Annotated in this window: 12 protein-coding genes; 2 read left to right on the top strand and 10 right to left on the bottom strand. The window is 71.0% G+C overall.

Annotated features, from left to right (window positions below; translation table 11 throughout):
- Nucleotides 1–40: 40 nt before the first annotated feature.
- On the top strand, nt 41–892 hold the full coding sequence (locus ACIBG6_RS24390) for a MurR/RpiR family transcriptional regulator (RefSeq protein ID WP_399224673.1): 852 nt from the start codon (nt 41–43) through the stop codon (nt 890–892).
- A 120-nt stretch (nt 893–1,012) separates the two neighbouring features.
- On the opposite strand, the gene ACIBG6_RS24395 is transcribed toward ACIBG6_RS24390, so the two are convergent.
- The 10 genes from ACIBG6_RS24395 to uvrC form a co-directional block, all read right to left on the bottom strand.
- Nucleotides 1,013–1,348 (bottom strand): RNA polymerase-binding protein RbpA, encoded by a 336-nt coding sequence (locus ACIBG6_RS24395; protein ID WP_071891222.1) that lies wholly within the window; start codon nt 1,346–1,348, stop codon nt 1,013–1,015.
- Nucleotides 1,349–1,425: 77 nt separating this feature from the next.
- Nucleotides 1,426–1,656: a preprotein translocase subunit SecG gene (gene secG, locus ACIBG6_RS24400; RefSeq protein ID WP_024758014.1), complete on the bottom strand. Its 231-nt coding sequence runs from the start codon at nt 1,654–1,656 to the stop codon at nt 1,426–1,428.
- 97 nt (nt 1,657–1,753) lie between these two features.
- Entirely contained in the window at nt 1,754–2,530 is a 777-nt protein-coding gene (gene tpiA, locus ACIBG6_RS24405; protein WP_329624115.1) for a triose-phosphate isomerase, read from the bottom strand.
- Nucleotides 2,531–2,537: 7 nt separating this feature from the next.
- Nucleotides 2,538–3,749 carry a phosphoglycerate kinase gene (locus ACIBG6_RS24410; RefSeq protein ID WP_399224674.1) on the bottom strand — a complete coding sequence of 404 codons (1,212 nt, stop codon included), beginning with the start codon at nt 3,747–3,749 and terminating at the stop codon, nt 2,538–2,540.
- Between the two features lie 105 nt (nt 3,750–3,854).
- On the bottom strand, nt 3,855–4,865 hold the full coding sequence (gene gap, locus ACIBG6_RS24415; protein WP_399224675.1) for a type I glyceraldehyde-3-phosphate dehydrogenase: 1,011 nt from the start codon (nt 4,863–4,865) through the stop codon (nt 3,855–3,857).
- Between the two features lie 217 nt (nt 4,866–5,082).
- Nucleotides 5,083–8,034, bottom strand: a complete 2,952-nt coding sequence (locus tag ACIBG6_RS24420) for a M14 family zinc carboxypeptidase (protein WP_399224676.1) — start codon at nt 8,032–8,034, stop codon at nt 5,083–5,085.
- 164 nt (nt 8,035–8,198) lie between these two features.
- Nucleotides 8,199–9,188: a DNA-binding protein WhiA gene (gene whiA / locus ACIBG6_RS24425; RefSeq protein WP_017238652.1), complete on the bottom strand. Its 990-nt coding sequence runs from the start codon at nt 9,186–9,188 to the stop codon at nt 8,199–8,201.
- Nucleotides 9,179–10,204, bottom strand: coding sequence for a uridine diphosphate-N-acetylglucosamine-binding protein YvcK (yvcK, locus tag ACIBG6_RS24430; protein WP_399224677.1), 1,026 nt, complete (start codon nt 10,202–10,204; stop codon nt 9,179–9,181). Before yvcK ends, whiA begins: the two co-directional genes overlap by 10 nt.
- Complete coding sequence (rapZ, locus tag ACIBG6_RS24435) at nt 10,201–11,235, bottom strand: RNase adapter RapZ (protein ID WP_399224678.1); 1,035 nt, start codon at nt 11,233–11,235, stop codon at nt 10,201–10,203. The genes yvcK and rapZ overlap by 4 nt, the downstream gene beginning before the upstream one ends.
- On the bottom strand, nt 11,232–13,223 hold the full coding sequence (gene uvrC / locus ACIBG6_RS24440; RefSeq protein ID WP_399224679.1) for an excinuclease ABC subunit UvrC: 1,992 nt from the start codon (nt 13,221–13,223) through the stop codon (nt 11,232–11,234). Before uvrC ends, rapZ begins: the two co-directional genes overlap by 4 nt.
- A gap of 58 nt (nt 13,224–13,281) precedes the next feature.
- Between uvrC and ACIBG6_RS24445 the strand changes: the two genes are divergently transcribed.
- Nucleotides 13,282–14,022 carry an SDR family NAD(P)-dependent oxidoreductase gene (locus ACIBG6_RS24445; RefSeq protein ID WP_399224680.1) on the top strand — a complete coding sequence of 247 codons (741 nt, stop codon included), beginning with the start codon at nt 13,282–13,284 and terminating at the stop codon, nt 14,020–14,022.
- Nucleotides 14,023–14,042: the final 20 nt, after the last annotated feature.

Here is a 14,042-nt window from a genome sequence, read left to right on the forward strand (position 1 = left end):
GGCCGGCACCCGGCCGGCACCGGACCGAAGGCGCTCCCGCATGATCACCGCACTGATCCGCTCCGAACTGCCCAGGCTGTCGGGCTCCTTGCGCAAGGTCGGCGTCTGGGTCCTGGAGCGCCCCGCCGACGTCCCGAGGGCGTCCGCCTCCGAGGTGGGGCAGCGGACCGGGACGTCCCAGGCCACCGTCACCCGCTTCTGCCAGGCCCTGGGTCTCGCGTCGTACCGGGACCTGCAGTACGAACTCGCCAAGGAGCAGGGCCAGGTGGGCTCCGAGGAGCCGGAACCCCGGCCGCTCGGCCCGGACATCGGCCCCGACGACCCGCTCGACCGGCTCGTCTCCGTCGTGGCGCGGGCCGACCTCCAGGCGCTGCGCAGGACCGCGGAGAGCCTCGACCTCGACGCTCTGGACCGGGCCGCCCGGACGCTCGCCGCGGCCCGCCGGATCGACGTCTACGGGGTCGGCGGCTCCGGCGTGATCGCCCTGGAGGCAGAGGCCCGGCTCTTCGGCATCGGCTGCGACGCCCGCGCCCGGACCGAGGTGCACGCGGCGGAGACCTCGGCTGCCCTGCTGACGCCCGCCGACGCGGTCGTCGCCTTCTCCCACTCGGGCGCCACCCGGGAGGTCCTCGGCCCGCTGCGGCTCGCCGCCGAACGCGGCGCGGCCACGATCGCCGTCACCGGCGATCCCCGCTCCCCCGTCGCCCGCGCGGCCGGCGTCCACCTCGGCTCGACCTCCGCCGAGACCGGCTTCCGCCGCGGCGGCTTCGGCACGCGCCACTCGGTCCTGCTGATCGTGGACTGCCTCTACGCGCGCGTGGCACAGCTGACGTACGGCAGGGCGACGGCATCCCTGGCGCTCACCGCGCACATCGCCGACGGTCACCGCTGAAGCGCTGGAGCGCGGCTAAGGAACCGACGAGAAAAAGGAATTGACGAGAAACGGCGAACGGGCCTTGCCCGCGAACAGAATTCGCGGGCAAGGCCCGTTCGTCACATCGTCACACCACGTTTAGATCTCGCCGCGCAGCTTGGCCAGCGCCTCGGCGAGGATCGCCTCGCCGTCCGCGTCACTGCGCCGCTCCCGCACATAGGCGAGATGGGTCTTGTACGGCTCCGTGCGCGGCGGGTCCGGCGGGTTGTCCCGGTCCTGACCTGCCGGGAAGCCGCAGCGGGGGCAGTCCCAGGTCTCCGGGATCGCCGCGTCGCTGGCGAAGCTCGGCTGCGTCTCGTGCCCGTTCGAGCACCAGAAGGAGATGCGGGCGCGCGGCGCCGATTCGCCCCGCTCGGCCTCGCCCATCGGCCCCGCTCCGACCCGGCTTCCCCGGATCGCGTTGCCACTTGCCACGGTCGTAACTCCCTGCGTGATGGTGCTCGAAGATGCCCCAGTCTACGTAAGGCCCAACGCGCGTCCAGTGATTGGAGTTACCCGTCCAACTTCATCAGCAGACCAAGTACCACAATGCAGGCGAACCAGAGCAGACCGACCACAACCGTGATCCGGTCCAGGTTGCGCTCGGCGACCGAGGAGCCACCGACGGACGACTGCATGCCGCCACCGAACATGTCGGAGAGACCGCCGCCCTTTCCCTTGTGCATCAGTACGAGCAGCATCAGCAGCCCGCTGAAGACGAGCAGGGCGATCGAGAACCCCATAACCACGGCTGGACCAACTTCCTCGGACTTATACGGACGGGGGCCGGGCACCTGCCCGACCCCCGCTAGGGTACGACGTAACTCCGCTACCGCATACTCACTGGTCGCGGAAGCGCGCGATCTTGACGAACTCCTCGGCGTCCAGCGCCGCGCCGCCCACCAGGGCGCCGTCGACGTCCGGCTGCGCCATGATCGCGGCCACGTTGCCGGCCTTGACCGAGCCGCCGTACTGGATGCGGACCTTGTCGGCCAGCTCCTGCGAGTACAGCTCCGCGAGACGGCCGCGGATCGCCCCGCAGACCTCCTGCGCGTCCTCGGGGGTGGCGACCTCGCCGGTGCCGATGGCCCACACCGGCTCGTACGCGATCACGATGGTCTCGGCCTGCTCGGCCGGGACGTCCTTCAGGCCGCCGTCGAGCTGGGCGAGGGTGTACTCGACCTGCTGACCGGCCTTGCGGATGTCCAGGCCCTCGCCGACGCAGAGGATCGGGGTCACGCCGTGCTTGAAGGCGGCCTTCACCTTCGCGTTGCAGACCTCGTCGTTCTCGGCGTGGTACTGACGGCGCTCGGAGTGGCCGACGGCCACGTAGGCGCAGTTGAACTTCGCCAGCATCGCGCCCGAGATCTCACCGGTGTAGGCACCGGAGTCGTGCGCCGAGAGGTCCTGGGCGCCGTACTTGATCTTCAGCTTGTCGCCGTCGATCAGGGTCTGGACGGACCGCAGGTCGGTGAAGGGGACCAGGACGGCGACCTCACAGGCGTCGTAGTCCTTGTCGGTCAGGGCGAAGGCGAGCTTCTGGACGTGGGCGATGGCCTCAAGGTGGTTGAGGTTCATCTTCCAGTTGCCCGCCATCAGCGGAGTGCGAGTGCTCATAAAGGGGTCAGTCCTCCAGTGCGGCGAGGCCGGGAAGCGTCTTGCCCTCGAGGTACTCGAGGGAGGCGCCGCCGCCGGTCGAAATGTGGCCGAATGCCTTCTCGTCGAAGCCCAGGATGCGGACGGCGGCGGCGGAGTCGCCACCACCGACCACGGTGAACGCCGGGGAGTCGACGAGCGCCTGGGCGACGGCCTTGGTGCCCTCGGCGTAGTCGGGGTGCTCGAAGACGCCCATCGGACCGTTCCAGAAGACGGTGCCCGCGTCGGCGAGCTTCGAGGCGTAGAGCTTACGGGTCTCCGGGCCGATGTCCAGGCCCTCCTCGTCGGCCGGAATGGCGTTCGCGGCGACCGTGGTCGGGTTGGCCGGGGCCTTGGTCTTGAGGTCCGGGAAATCGGGCGAGACCAGGACGTCGACGGGGAGTACGAACTCCACCCCGCGGGCCTCGGCGCGCTCCAGGTACTCCAGGACCGCCGGGATCTGGTCCTCCTGGAGCAGCGAGATGCCGACCTCGTGGCCCTGGGCCTTGAGGAAGGTGTACGCCATGCCGCCGCCGATGAGGATGCGGTCGGCCTTCTCCAGGAGGTGGTCGATGACCCCGAGCTTGTCGGAGACCTTGGCGCCGCCGAGCGCGACCACGTACGGCCGCCGGACGTCGTCCGTGAGCTTCCTCAGGACGCCGACCTCGGTGGCGATGAGGTAGCCCGCGGCGTGCGGGAGGCGCGCCGGCAGGTCGAAGACCGAGGCGTGCTTGCGGTGCACGGCGCCGAAGCCGTCGCCGACGTACACGTCGGCCAGCGCGGCCAGCTGATCCGCGAAGGCGCCGCGCTCGGCGTCGTCCTTCGAGGTCTCGCCGGCGTTGAACCGGAGGTTCTCGATCACGGCGACCCCGCCGTCGGCGAGGCCCGCGACGGTGGCGGTGGCGGACTCGCCGACCGTGTCGGTCGCGAAGGCCACCTCGGCACCGAGCAGCTCACCGAGGCGAGCGGCGGCCGGGGCGAGGGAGAACGCCGGGTCCGGGGCGCCCTTCGGGCGGCCCAGGTGCGAGGCGACCACGACGCGGGCGCCGGCATCGGCGAGCGCCTTCACCGTGGGGACGACGGCGCGGATGCGGCCGTCGTCGGTGATGGTCGTGCCGTCGAGGGGCACGTTGAGGTCGGCGCGGACGAACACCCGCTTGCCGGAGACGCCTTCGGCGAGAAGCTCGTCGATCGTCTTCATCTGTCACAGACTCCTTGGTACGCGGTGGAGCACACGAGACAGGGCTCAGACAGCGCGGCGTTGCGCTGCCCGAGCCCTGCTCACATCGAAAGCCTGCCCTGAAGTTTAGAGCTGGCCGCCGACGAAGACGGTGAGGTCGACGAGACGGTTGGAGTAACCCCACTCGTTGTCGTACCAACCCAGGATCTTCACCGTGTTGCCGTCCTGGACCATCGTCAGGGAGGCGTCGAAGGTGCAGGAGGCCGGGTCGCTCACGATGTCCGAGGACACGATCGGGTCCTCGGTGTAGTAGAGGATGCCCTTGAGGTCACCGTCGTCGGCGGCCTTCTTGAACGCGGCGTTGACCTCGTCCTTGGTGACCTCGCGGTCCAGGGTGACGACCAGGTCGGTGGCGGAACCGGTCGGGACCGGGACGCGCATCGCGATGCCGTCGAGCTTGCCCTTGAGCTGCGGGAGGACCAGGGCGGTGGCCTTGGCGGCACCGGTCGTGGTCGGGATGATGTTCTCCGCGGCGGCACGGGCGCGACGCAGGTCCTTGTGCGGGAAGTCCAGGATGCGCTGGTCGTTGGTGTACGCGTGGACCGTGGTCATCAGGCCCTTGACGATGCCGAAGTTCTCGTCGAGAACCTTCGCCATCGGCGCGACACAGTTGGTGGTGCAGGACGCGTTCGAGATGACGTGGTGGTTGGCCGCGTCGTACTTGTCCTGGTTGACGCCCATGACGATGGTGATGTCCTCGTCGCTGGCCGGAGCCGAGATGAGGACCTTCTTCGCGCCGCCGGCGATGTGCTTCTCGGCGTCGGCCTTCTTGGTGAAGATGCCGGTCGACTCGATGACGATGTCGACGCCCAGCTCGCCCCAGGGGATGTCGGCCGGGTTGCGCTCGGAGAGCACCTTGATGGTGCGGCCGTCGACGGTGATGGTGTCGGCGGTGTGGGTGACCTCGGCCTTGAGGCGTCCCAGGATGGTGTCGTACTTCAGAAGGTGCGCGGTGGTCGCGGTGTCACCCAGGTCGTTGACGGCCACGATCTCGATGTCAGCACCCTGATCAAGGAGCGCGCGGAAGTAGTTCCGGCCGATGCGGCCAAAGCCGTTGATGCCTACGCGGATCGTCACGAACCGATCTCCTCGTTAGGTACGCCGGTGTGCTCGACGCCGGCGAGATTTTTGTTTTTAGGGATGTCCCCGACCGCTTACGACCCTACCTCTCCGGGGGCCGGGGAGTGACATCGACCGCATCCGCGCGTGCCCGGAAAGTAAGGAAAAAGGCCGACGGCCCGTACCTACCAACGGGTACGGGCCGTCGTGGGACCTTTGTCCCCACTACTCTCCGTCAGCGTCGGAGCGCCGCGAGGGCGCGGCCGAGGAGCCGTCCCCGCTCGGTCGCACCCGGCACGTGCTCCAGGCCGTAGCCGAGGAGGACGGTGTCACGCGTGGTGACCGCTGCCTGGGAGTGGAAGAGCGCCGCGGAGCGCGTCCAGTCCGTGCCGTTGCCCGGGCTGCCGGCCGGTGCGCCGGGTACGGACCAGGCGCCGAGGCCGGTCTCGAAGCCCTCCTCCTCCGTGGTGGTGCCGGTGACGAGCCGGGTGTCGTCGACGAAGGCGCCGGTCTCTCCCGTACCGGGGTCGGAGACGTACGAGATCGAGAGCTCGACCTGCTTGCCCGCCCAGGCGCTCAGGTCGACGGAGGCCTGCCGCCAGCCGTTGGAGGGGCCGGTGAAGGCGTTCCAGGAGCCGGTGGTGCCGGTGGCCGCGCAGCCGTCCTCGCCGACCGTGAGGTAGCGGGCGAGGAAGGGGTGGTCCCGGACGTAGTAGCCCTCGCCGCAGTCGGCCGGGGGCTCGGTGGACGTGCCGCCGTTGGTGTCGGGCAGCGTCGTCCAGTCGTCCTGGCCGACGGTGTGGGCCTCCACGACGAGGTTGTCGTAGCCGGGCTCGGTGTCGTAGCTGACCTGGAAGTCGAGGCGCGGCGCGGCCGCGGCGGCGACACCGGTGAGGTCGACGGTCCTGCCGAGCCGGGCCCAGGTGCCGTCGGAGTGCTTGACGGCCGCGAAGGTCGCGCCCTCGGCGGGCTCGAAGGGGGTGCGGACGCCCGGGTAGTCACCGGCGGAGGAGCTGCTCGCGAACTGCGGGAACTCCTTCGGCTTCAGGGTGTCCGAGGTGACGGTGTACGCGCCGGCGTTGTCCAGCGGGTTGTCGGCGGCGGCGCCGAGGCTCGCGCCGACGCCCGCGAAGGCGCCGGTGCCGGCGAAGGCGGGCGGCTGCCCGAGGCCCGCGCGGTGGTAGGCGCCGAGGTAGTACTGGGCGAAGTCGTTGGTCTCGGCCCGGCCGACCTGGGTGAGTCCGCCGGACTTCTCGCCGGCGTTGATCAGCTTGCCGCCCTCGTTGAGGTAGGCGCGGACAGCGAGCTGGGTGGGCCCGGAGGGCCGCTCGGCGCCGGTGTACCAGACGACGGTACGGAAGTGGGAGAGCACGCCGAGGGCGTCGGGGGTGCCCTGGGTGGCGACGTCCCAGACGGCGGCCTTGCGGCCGTTGTCGGCGAGCGCCTTCACGTACGCGGCGGTGTGCCGCGCGGCGGTGGTGCCGCCCTCGTCGGCGAGGACGAGCACGTCGCCGCGCGGGCGCTCGGCCACCTTGTAGGTGAAGGGGGCGGAGGCGGTGGTCCGGCCCTCCCGGGTGCGGGCGGTGAACCAGACCTCGACGGAGTCGCCGGGCCGGGCGTCCTCGACCTCGGCGCGGTACTCGTCGAAGTAGAGGTTGTCCTCGCCGCCGTAGGTCTCGCCGCCCTTCCAGGCGTCGAGCTCCTCGCTGTGGGTGCGGCCGCCGTTGATCCGGTACTTCAGGGTCTTGCCGCGCAGGGACTTGCGCGCGGTGACGGCGACCTCCTGCTCCCCGCCGCGGGCGTAGGAGGTGGTGAAGGCGGCCGGGGTGAAGTCGGGGGCCTCGATGCCGACCGGGGAGACGGGCCGGTCGGGGCGGGCGGCGCTCTCGGCGACGGCGAGCGCGAAGGGGATGTTCTTGGCGAACTCGGCCTGGATCAGCTTCTCGTCGTCCGGGAAGGTGAAGACGGAGGCGCAGTCGGCCGGGTTCCAGGCGTCGTTCGGGTCGACCCGGGAGGCGGTGGCGCAGGTCGACATCTCCGGGGTGAACATCTGCATCCCGTTGACGTTGGCCGCGTGTCCGTCGGCCTCGCCGTTGGTGATGTACAGCTCCGAGGAGACCTGCGGCCGGTAACCGGGCACGGCGGAGTTCTGCGGAGTGCCGGCGAGGGCCTTGAGCGCCACGTCGTCGGGGGTGTCGGTGGCGACCTGCCAGCCGACGCCGTACAGCAGGAGCTGGGCGGCCGAGTGGTAGTTGATGCCGTACGAGAAGCCGATCCGCTTCTGGAAGGCGTCCAGGGCCTTGGTCTCGGGCTCCGACATGGGGCCGGTGCCGCGGAAGGTCTCGTCGGCCGGGTCGGGGGACGAACCCTCGTTGTCGTAGCCCCACTTGTAGGCGAAGTTGCGGTTGAGGTCGACGCCGTCGCCCGGCGTGATCCGCCCGTCGCCGTCGTTGTCGCGGAGGTTCTTGCGCCACTGCCGGTTGTCGGGGTCGGCGTGGGTGAAGTCGTAGCCGTCCGGGTTGGCGGAGAGCACGAACCACAGCTCGGTGGTGTCGACGATCCGGGTGATCCGCTCGTCCTTGCCGTAGCCGGCGAGGTAGTGGTGGAGCAGCCTCCGGTTCATCTCCGGGGTGATCCACTCGCGCGCGTGCTGGTTGGACAGGTACAGCGTGGCGGGCTTCGAGCCGTCCTTGACCCGGCTGGCGCCCTTGCTGACCTTGAGGGCGAGGATGTCCTGCCCCTTGAGGGTCTTGCCGATCGAGACGACCTTGGTGATGCCGGGGTTGGCCCGGGCGGTGTCGAGGAGCTCCTGCTTGAGGCCGTTCGGGCCGCTGTACGGCCGGAAGACGCCGTCGCCGGCGGCGGCGACCCGCTGCTCGGCCCGCTGGGTCAGGGTGTGCTCGGCGAGCTCGACGCCCTGGTCGCGCAGCTGACCGGCCTGCCGGTCGGTGAGGAAGAGCTCGACCGTCGCGGAGCCCTTGTCGGGCACCTGCTCGGTCATCTCGTGGGCGTCGGCCCCGGCCTCGAGAAGCAGCGGAACCTGCTCCTGGGTGACCTCGGCCCGCCATACGGAGAGGGCGTCGCCGCCGTCCCGGTCGTTCGGCTGCGCTCCGGCGACGGGTGCCGTCGCCACTCCCGCGATCAGCAGTGAAGCCGCGGCGAGGATCGATCTCGCTCTGCGTCTCATGAGCCCCCCTTGCTATTGCCTGTCACGAAGGTGAACAGACGCCAGGCTCATGGGCGCTCATGGGCCTGTCAAGGGTGCCTCGCGGGTGGACGAAAAAGCTGCCGGTGCCTCAGAAAGGCACCGGCAGCGTGGAGTTCGGGATTCCGTACGGGCGACGGACCGGGTCAGCCGACCAGGCTGTCGTCGAGCTCCTCGGTCAGGTTGGACTCGGTCCCGGGAATGCCCAGGTCCTGCGCCCGCTTGTCGGCCATCGCGAGCAGCCGGCGGATCCGCCCGGCCACCGCGTCCTTCGTCAGCGGCGGGTCGGCGAGCGCGCCCAGCTCCTCCAGGGAGGCCTGCTTGTGCTCCATCCGGAGGCGGCCCGCGGCGGCGAGGTGCTCGGGCACCTCCTCCGCGAGGATCTCCAGGGCGCGCTGCACCCGGGCCCCCGCGGCGACCGCGGCGCGCGCCGAGCGGCGCAGGTTGGCGTCGTCGAAGTTGGCCAGGCGGTTGGCGGTGGCGCGGACCTCGCGCCGCATCCGCCGCTCCTCCCAGGCCAGCACCGACTCGTGCGCGCCGAGCCGGGTCAGCAGGGCGCCGATCGCGTCGCCGTCGCGGACGACGACCCGGTCCACGCCCCGTACCTCGCGGGCCTTCGCCGCGATGGAGAGCCGGCGGGCCGCGCCGACCAGGGCGAGCGCCGCCTCCGGTCCCGGGCAGGTGACCTCCAGCGAGGAGGACCGGCCGGGCTCGGTCAGCGAGCCGTGGGCGAGGAAGGCGCCGCGCCAGGCCGCCTCCGCGTCACAGGTCGCGCCGGAGACCACCTGCGGGGGGAGGCCCCGGATGGGGCGGCCCCTGCCGTCCACGAGGCCCGTCTGGCGGGCCAGCTGGTCGCCGCCGGCCACCACCCGCACCACGAAGCGCGAGCCGCGCCGCAGCCCGCCGGGGGCCATCACGATCAGTTCGGAACTGTGTCCGAAGATCTCCAGAATGTCCCGCTTCAGGCGGCGCGCCGCCATCGCCGTGTCCAGCTCCGCCTCGATCACGATGCGGCCGCTCACCAGGTGCAGCCCGCCCGCGAACCGCAGGATCGACGAGACCTCTGCCTTCCTGCAGCAGGTCCGGGTGACGGGAAGCCGGGAGATCTCGTCCTTCACCGCTGCCGTCATCGCCATGGGCCGATCCTTCCATGCATCCGAAAAATACGGTCGTACGCGGCGGCCAACAGCTCCGGGTCATGCTTCGCGGAGCCGTCGGGCCCGGCCACCGGCGCCAGCTCGACCGCGGCACCGAGCCGCTTGGCGGCATCGGCGAGGGACTCGCGATCGGGCACGGCAGCCTCGTCGGCGAGCACCACGTCCAGGGCGAGTTTAGGGGCGTGTCGTCCCAAAACCTCCAAATGACGCTGCGGAGAGAAGCCCTCTGTTTCTCCGGGTTGCGGAGCGAGGTTCAACGAGAGCACCTTCCGGGCCTTCGTCTCCACCAGCGCGTCGAGGATTTCGGGGACGAGAAGGTGCGGGATCACGGAGGAGAACCAGGAGCCCGGACCCACGACCACCCAGTCCGCGTCGAGCACGGCCGCGACCGCCTCGGGCACGGCCGGCGGGTCGTGCGGCACGAGGTGCACGGACTGCACGTCACCCGGGGTGAGCGCCACCGTCGCCTGACCGCACACGGTGTCCACGTCGTCCGGCCGCTCCGGGTCGTGCCCCTTGACCAGGGCCTGGAGCTCCAGCGGTACGGCGGACATGGGCAGCACCCGGCCCTGGGCGCCGAGCAGCCTGCCCACCAGGTCCAGGGCCTGCACGGGGTCGCCGAGCTGCTCCCAGAGGGCGACGATCAGCAGATTGCCGACGGCGTGGCCGTGCATCTCGCCCTTGGACTGGAAGCGGTGCTGGATGACCCGGGCCCAGGTCTGGCCCCAGTCGTCGTCCCCGCAGAGCGCGGCGAGCGCCTTGCGCAGGTCGCCCGGGGGCAGCACGCCGAGCTCCTCCCGGAGCCGGCCGCTGGAGCCCCCGTCGTCGGCGACGGTGACGACGGCGGTCAGGTCGCCGGTGATCCGGCGGAGGGCGGCCAGGGAGGCGGACAGGCCCATGCCGCCGCCCAGCGCGACGACCTTGGGCTGGGCACCGCGTCTGCGGAGGGTGCGCCGCGGCGTGAGGGTGGAGGCGCGGCGGCGGTACGGCTTCACTCGCGCCCCATGTCCCGGTGCACGACGACGGTCTCGACCCCTTCGGCGGCGATGCGGGCGGCGAGCCGCTCGGCGGTGGCGACGGAGCGGTGCTTGCCGCCGGTGCAGCCCACGGCGATGGTCACGTACCGCTTGCCCTCGCGGCGGTAGCCCGCGGCGATCAGCTGGAGGAGCTCCGTGTAGCGGTCCAGGAACTCCTTGGCGCCGGGCTGGTTGTAGACGTAGTTCGACACCTCCTCGTTGAGGCCGGTGAAGGGGCGCAGCTCGGGGACCCAGTGGGGATTCGGCAGGAAGCGCATGTCGACGACGAGGTCGGCGTCGACGGGGAGGCCGTACTTGAAGCCGAAGGACATGACGGTGGCCCGGAGCTCGGGCTCCTCGTCCCCGGCGAACTGGGCGTCCATCTTGGCGCGCAGCTCGTGGACGTTGAGGCTGGAGGTGTCGATCACCAGGTCGGCGTCGCCGCGCAGCTCGCGCAGCAGGTCCCGCTCGGCGGCGATGCCGTCGGTGATCCGGCCGTCGCCCTGGAGGGGGTGCGGCCTGCGGACCGACTCGAAGCGCCGGACCAGGGCGTCGTCGGACGACTCCAGGAAGACGATCCGGCGGGTGACCTGCTTGGAGTCCAGGTCGGCGAGGGACTCCCTGAGGTTGTCGAAGAACTGCCGGCCGCGGACGTCCACGACGACGGCGATCCGGGCGACGTTGCCCTGGGAGCGGGCGCCGAGCTCCACCATGGTGGGGATCAGCGCGGGCGGCAGATTGTCCACGACGAACCAGCCGAGGTCCTCCAGGCACTTCGCCGCGGTGGACCGGCCGGCTCCGGACATGCCGGAGATGATCACCAGCTCGGGAATGGCCGCCTCGGCGCCGTTGTCGCCGGGGGTCTCCTTCGTGCCCGTACTCACGTGTCCTGCTCCGTCTCGGTCGTGCTGGTCGTTCTGGTCCTGCTGGTCGGTCCGGTCCTGCTGGTCCTGCTGGTCGGTCCGGTCGTTCTCGTCAGGCCGGTCGCTGTGCTGCTCTTGCGCGGTCATGCCGTGCCGCCCCCGTCGTCTTCCATGATCTCTCCTGTCGCCGTGTTCACGGCGGGTGCGGCCGGGGCCGCCTGGGCGAGGGCCACGACCACCGATTCCGCGGTCTTCCGGCCCATGCCGGGGACCTCGCAGATCTGCTCGATTGTCGCCTGCCGGAGCCGCTTCACCGAGCCGAAATGCTTGATCAACGCCTGTTTCCGTGTCTCGCCGAGGCCCGGGACGGCATCCAGGGGGCTGGTCCGGATGCGTTTCGTCCGCTTGGAGCGCTGGTAGCGGATGGCGAAGTCGTGAGCCGTGTCACGTACCCGCTGGAGGAGGTAGAGGCCCTCGCTGGAGCGGGGCAGCACCACCGGGTCGTCGTCGCCGGGGAGCCAGACCTCCTCCAGGCGCTTGGCGAGCCCGCAGACCGCGATGTCGGTGATGCCGAGCTCGTCGAGGGCGCGCCGGGCGGCGGCGACCTGCGGCTGCCCGCCGTCGACCACCAGGAGCTGGGGCGGGTACGCGAAGCGCTTGGGCCGTCCGTCGTCCTCGGCCGGCACCTCGCCGTCGGCCCCGTCGCCGTCGCCGTCGACCCACTCGCCGGTCTTCTCCTTCTCGGCGAGATAGCGCTTGAAGCGGCGGCTGATCACCTCGTGCATCGAGCGGACGTCGTCCTGGCCCTCGAAGCCCTTGATCTGGAAGCGGCGGTACTCGCTCTTGCGGGGCAGCCCGTCCTCGAAGACGACCATCGAGGCCACGACGTCCTCGCCCTGGAGGTGCGAGATGTCGAAGCACTCGATCCGCAGCGGCGCCGAGTCCAGGTCCAGGGCGTCGGCGATCTCCTCCAGGGCCCGGGAGCGGGTGGTCAGATCGCTGGCGCGCTTGGTCTTGTGCAGGACGAGCGCCTGCTGCGCGTTGCGCGCGACCGTCTCCATCAGGTCCTTCTTGTCGCCGCGCTGCGGGATCCGCAGCGAGACGTTGGAGCCGCGCCGGCCGGCGAGCCAGGCGGTGACGGCCTCGGCGTCGTCCGGCAGCGCCGGGACCAGGACCTCCTTGGGGACCGTGTCGCCGCTCTCCTCCCCGTACAGCTGCTGGATCGCGTGCTCGACGAGCCCGGCCGTGTCGACGGCCTCGACCTTGTCGGTGACCCAGCCGCGCTGGCCGCGCACGCGTCCGCCACGCACGTGGAAGATCTGGACGGCGGCCTCCAGCTCGTCCTCGGCGAGGGCGATCAGGTCGGCGTCGGTGGCGTCGGCGAGGACGACCGCGCTCTTCTCCATGGCCCGGCGCAGGGCCTCTATGTCGTCACGGAGCCGGCCGGCCTTCTCGTACTCCATGTCCTCGGCGGCGATCATCATCTGCTTCTCGAGCCGGCGGATGTACGTGCCGGTGCGACCGGCCATGAAGTCGCAGAACTCCTCGGCCAGTTCGCGATGCTCGTCGGGCGTGACGCGGGCGACGCAGGGCGCCGAGCACTTGCCGATGTAGCCGAGGAGACAGGGGCGGCCGGCCGAGGCGGCGTTCCGGAAGACCCCCGCCGAGCAGGTCCGCACCGGGAAGACGCGCAGCATCAGGTCGACGGTCTCGCGGATCGCCCACGCGTGCGCGTACGGCCCGAAGTAGCGCACGCCCTTCTTCTTGTGGCCGCGCAGGACCTGGACGCGCGGGAACTCCTCGTTGAGCGTGACCGCGAGGTACGGGTAGCTCTTGTCGTCCCGGTACTTCACGTTGAACCGGGGGTCGTACTCCTTGATCCAGGAGTACTCCAGCTGGAGCGCCTCGACCTCGGTCGAGACGACGGTCCACTCCACGGAGGCGGCGGTCGTCACCATGGTGGCCGTGCGCGGGTGCAGGCTCACGAGCGGCTGGAAGTAGTTCGCCAGTCGCTGACGCAGGGACTTCGCCTTGCCGACGTAGATCACCCGGCGGTGCTCGTCGCGGAATTTGTAGACCCCCGGCGAGTCGGGGATCTGCCCCGGCTTGGGGCGGTAGCTGGAGGGGTCTGCCATGGTCCCCACCCTACTGGCGGGGACCGACACTCCGGCCTCGCGCGCTCGTTGGCGAAGCATGGCGAATCAGCTTGCGGGACGGGTGTGTGTGATCACGGGCGCGGCGAGCGGGATCGGCCGGGCGACGACGAAGCGTTTCCTCTCCGAAGGCGCGCGGGTCGTGGCCGCGGACGTCGACGGGGACGGTCTCGCGACGCTGGAGGGGGTCGTCCCCGTGATCGGCGACGTCTCCCTGGCGGAGGACGCACGGCGGATGATCGACACGGCGGTGGAGCGCTTCGGACGGCTCGACGTGCTCGTGGCCAACGCGGGCGTCATCCCGCTGCTCGACATCACCGAGGCGGACGGGGCGGACTTCGACGCGGTCATGGCCGTCGACGGCCGGGGCATGTTCCTGACGTGCAAGTACGCGATCGAGGCGATGCTCGTCTCGGGCGGCGGGGCGATCGTGTGCACGTCGTCGATCTCGGGGGTCGCCGGGCAGGCGCGGCAGGCGGTCTACGGCCCGGCGAAGTTCGTGGCGAGCGGGCTGACCAAGCACCTGGCGGTGGAGTGGGCGGAGCGCGGGATCCGGGTGAACGCGGTGGCCCCGGGCACGATCGAGACGGAGCGGGTCGCGGCGGCCCGCGTGGAGCCCGGCGGCCCGGAGTACCTCTCCGAGGTACTCCGGGCCCACCCGATGGCCCGCTTCGGCACGCCGGAGGAGGTGGCGGCGGCGATCCTCTTCCTGGCCTCGGCCGAAGCGTCCTTCATCACAGGCGCGATCCTCCCGGTAGACGGCGGCTACCTGGCCCGCTGACCGCCGGGCGCCGACGCCCA

Source organism: Streptomyces sp. NPDC050842 (assembly GCF_044456565.1).
Classification (GTDB): Bacteria; Actinomycetota; Actinomycetes; order Streptomycetales; family Streptomycetaceae; genus Streptomyces.

What these genes read in the sequence shown, in the direction of transcription:
- ACIBG6_RS24390 (WP_399224673.1), top strand. Translation starts at nt 41, where the DNA reads ATGATCACCGCACTGATCCGCTCCGAACTGCCCAGGCTGTCGGGCTCC.
- whiA (WP_017238652.1), bottom strand. Translation starts at nt 9,188, where the DNA reads ATGGCGATGACGGCAGCGGTGAAGGACGAGATCTCCCGGCTTCCCGTC.
- ACIBG6_RS24410 (WP_399224674.1), bottom strand. Translation starts at nt 3,749, where the DNA reads ATGAAGACGATCGACGAGCTTCTCGCCGAAGGCGTCTCCGGCAAGCGG.
- secG (WP_024758014.1), bottom strand. Translation starts at nt 1,656, where the DNA reads ATGGGGTTCTCGATCGCCCTGCTCGTCTTCAGCGGGCTGCTGATGCTG.
- uvrC (WP_399224679.1), bottom strand. Translation starts at nt 13,223, where the DNA reads ATGGCAGACCCCTCCAGCTACCGCCCCAAGCCGGGGCAGATCCCCGAC.
- tpiA (WP_329624115.1), bottom strand. Translation starts at nt 2,530, where the DNA reads ATGAGCACTCGCACTCCGCTGATGGCGGGCAACTGGAAGATGAACCTC.
- ACIBG6_RS24445 (WP_399224680.1), top strand. Translation starts at nt 13,282, where the DNA reads ATGGCGAATCAGCTTGCGGGACGGGTGTGTGTGATCACGGGCGCGGCG.
- rapZ (WP_399224678.1), bottom strand. Translation starts at nt 11,235, where the DNA reads ATGACCGCGCAAGAGCAGCACAGCGACCGGCCTGACGAGAACGACCGG.
- ACIBG6_RS24420 (WP_399224676.1), bottom strand. Translation starts at nt 8,034, where the DNA reads ATGAGACGCAGAGCGAGATCGATCCTCGCCGCGGCTTCACTGCTGATC.